We start from the raw sequence: 2,241 nt of genomic DNA on the forward strand, positions 1-2,241 counted from the left end.
GCAAAGCACTGCTTTGCCCGAGTGCAAGACGAAAGCTTCGCTTGAGTTAGACGTGAACCCTCGATAGTATCTGTTTTTGGATACTTCCCTGTAGATAAGGGATGAACGAGGATCAGCAAAGCACTGCTTTGCCCGAGTGCAAGACGAATACTTTTGCTTTAAGTAAATCTTGGTTTAAGTCTGAACAGACTACCCGATCAAAGGGGTCAATTTTACTTTGCCATTTATAAGGTAAGAGGGGTCAATTTTAGAATGCCGTTGACACTATAAGCTTATGAAATCTAAATTTATGACCAAAGCGCTCTATCTTGTATTCAAAGACATCATGACTTTGGATACTATAAATGAACGCTCTCCTCAAATTCCAAGCACAACAAGAAGATCAATTTTTACAATCTTTTCTGGCACACGACTTTGAACAACTCTGTGCAGAGCATGTTGATTTCTTTCAAAATAATCTACAACCACAATTTGACTACTATCAGTTCAGTAAAAAGACAGCTCGTGCAAAGAACCCTCTACATCATTCTGATGACTTAATCAGCTATATGGCACTTTATGGTTGGGGACATTATCTGCGCATGCAAACTGTATTTGCTCATAGTTTTCAATACAGTACATTTGAAAAGCATATTCCTATTCAAGCCTGCATCGTCGATTATGGATGTGGGCAAGGTATTGCAACATTGGCTTGGATTGAATACGTGTTGGATCAAGGCTATAGCATCGATCGTTTGGATGTCATTCTTGTGGAACCTTCTGCTGCTGCATTAGCACGTGCATCACACTGGATCACGCAGAAAGCCCAACATCACGATATTAAGCTGAATATTATTCATCATGCCTGCACTCTAGATGAACTGGAACCTGATTTTATGGCCGCCAATATAAATCAATTGCCAAGTATTCATTTACTGAGCAATGTATTAGACATGTATTTAAGTGTGCAATTCAGCATGAGTCACTTATGCCATGAAATGAAACAATATGCACGCCATAGCAAACACTATGTTTATGCTGTAAGCCCAGACTTTATTACAGGAAATAAGGGCTTCGATACATTTCATCAACTACTTTCTCCTCAACAACTTTACCTCAATCATCATGGTACAGTCCGTATTACGGAATATAACTTAAATAGCCGATGCATACAGGAACGCCCAGCACCGATTCGTGCCTACGCTGCATGTATTTAATGGGAGCTAATCAATATGAATAATCTGTTTAATGAACCAGAAGTTTTGTTTAGTCAGCAGACATATCCAATGCAACCCAGTCCTTGTGGACGTGGGTATGATATCGAAGTGCCACATGGAACTTTACGCTACATTCCTCAATTTATTGAAAAAAAAATAGCTGATCGAACATTGGCTGTATTTTTTGAAAATAGCCAATATGATTGGAATCATACCAATTGGCATCAGGTACAAGATATTAATCAAATTGATTGGAAAAATATCCAATGGCATCAAGACACCATCAAAATGTATGGTAAATCTCATACCTTACCTCGCATATCTGCATGGTATGGAGATACAGGAAAAGCCTATAAATATTCAGGCATATTATTACACCCTAATCCTTGGAACTCAGCTTTACTGTGGATGAAACAACAGTTAGCAACTGTATGCGACACTCCATTTAATAGTGTGTTATTAAATTGGTATCGAAGTGGTCAAGACTATATTTCTTGGCATACTGATGCCGAAAAAGAATTGGGACTAAACCCAACTATTGCATCACTGAACTTTGGTGAATCTCGTCGTTTCTTATTGCGTCGTAATGATGATCATGAAGATAAAATTGAAATTCGTTTAGCTCATGGTGATTTATTGATTATGTATGGAGAGCTACAACACTTCTGGCAGCATAGTGTCCCTAAACAAGCCAAAATTAAAGATGGTCGATTAAACATGACGTTTCGACATATCTTATAAGGGCTGTTCATCTTAAAAGCTGCTGCCATTCAATCTGGACTTTCAAATAAGCGTTAGAAGAATCCGTTTAAATTGGTACTGAGTTCATTCCTCATTATCTTTATGATAAACACCATCAATAAAATTTTACCAAATAGTAAAATACCCTTAAAAACAAAAATTATATGTTGGTTATTATTGTTGAATATCACAATAAATTAGTGACCAAAAATAAAAGTACCCACCCTAGGCGAATTCAAACATGAGGTGCGACAGTTTGAAAAGTCTTATGATAATCAACAAGCTGAGCAAATTTCTCTAATGG

2 protein-coding genes are annotated in these 2,241 nt (G+C 37.3%); both read left to right on the plus strand.

The window, feature by feature from the left end; translation table 11 throughout:
- Positions 1-344: 344 nt before the first annotated feature.
- Positions 345-1,196, plus strand: a complete 852-nt coding sequence (locus tag HHA42_RS13245; RefSeq protein ID WP_168526851.1) for a class I SAM-dependent methyltransferase — start codon at positions 345-347, stop codon at positions 1,194-1,196.
- Positions 1,197-1,211: 15 nt separating this feature from the next.
- Positions 1,212-1,937, plus strand: coding sequence for an alpha-ketoglutarate-dependent dioxygenase AlkB (locus HHA42_RS13250; RefSeq protein ID WP_168526853.1), 726 nt, complete (start codon positions 1,212-1,214; stop codon positions 1,935-1,937).
- Positions 1,938-2,241: the final 304 nt, after the last annotated feature.

The organism is Acinetobacter sp. A3, from assembly GCF_012371415.1.
Classification (GTDB): domain Bacteria; phylum Pseudomonadota; class Gammaproteobacteria; order Pseudomonadales; family Moraxellaceae; genus Acinetobacter.

Bases quoted from the DNA above. Each gene is read 5' to 3' on its own strand.
- HHA42_RS13245 (WP_168526851.1), top strand. From the start codon at position 345: ATGAACGCTCTCCTCAAATTCCAAGCACAACAAGAAGATCAATTTTTA.
- HHA42_RS13250 (WP_168526853.1), top strand. From the start codon at position 1,212: ATGAATAATCTGTTTAATGAACCAGAAGTTTTGTTTAGTCAGCAGACA.